The sequence below is a fragment of the Staphylococcus sp. MSU001 genome (assembly GCF_052976705.1).
This window is the reverse complement of record NZ_JBRIKK010000052.1, coordinates 1-684: the sequence shown is the minus strand read 5'-3', so window position 1 is coordinate 684 and position 684 is coordinate 1. Positions and strand designations below refer to the sequence as shown.

The 684-nt window shown below is 28.5% G+C and carries 1 protein-coding gene and 1 pseudogene; both read right to left on the bottom strand.

Annotation, left to right across the window (positions count from 1 at the left end; all coding sequences use genetic code 11):
• Positions 1 to 95: 95 nt before the first annotated feature.
• A pseudogene (locus ACVBFA_RS11660) lies at positions 96 to 364 on the bottom strand (hypothetical protein); the annotation flags it as partial.
• A gap of 61 nt (positions 365 to 425) precedes the next feature.
• A partial coding sequence (locus ACVBFA_RS11655; protein WP_196507111.1) for a DDE-type integrase/transposase/recombinase occupies positions 426 to 684 on the bottom strand: 259 nt, incomplete at its 5' end.

Sequence of the window (684 nt, the reverse complement as noted above, 5' to 3'; positions counted from 1 at the left end):
ATTGTTAAAACTCATTTACTGGCTATTTCTCTAGGGTTTATGTCCCAGACTCATTATTTTTTTTGAATAGTTTAGAAAAGATAGATTGTTTTTGTTCATTTTTTTTTGAATAGTTTAGAAAAGATAGATTGTTTTTGTTCATTTTTTTTGATGCTTTTGGAGTAATGATATCTTCTTTTGAATCTATATTATCAGTTTCTATTTTTTTGGTATTACTTAATATATTTTGGCTATTTAAATTCAAAGATTGTTCTTGTTTTAATGCAATTGTTAAATCGTCAATTTGTCGATTCTTTTGTCGAATTTCTGATTCTAAATGCTCTATGTATTTATCGATATAACTGCTATATTGGTTATTTAATGATGGTTCTGTTGCAAAGTTAGAAAAATATAGCTAACTACCATTTTATCATGTCGTTGTTCCCTTAACTGGCTAACATATCCCTAATTTCGTGGCATGGCGAAAATCCGTAGATCTGAAGAGATCTGCGGTTCTTTTTATATAGAGCGTAAATACATTCAATACCTTTTAAAGTATTCTTTGCCGTATTGATACTTTGATATCTTGTCTTTCTTACTTTAATATGACGGTGATCTTGCTCAATGAGGTTATTCAGATATTTCGATGTACAATGACAGTCAGGTTTAAGTTTAAAAGCTTTAATTACTTTAGCTATTGCTACT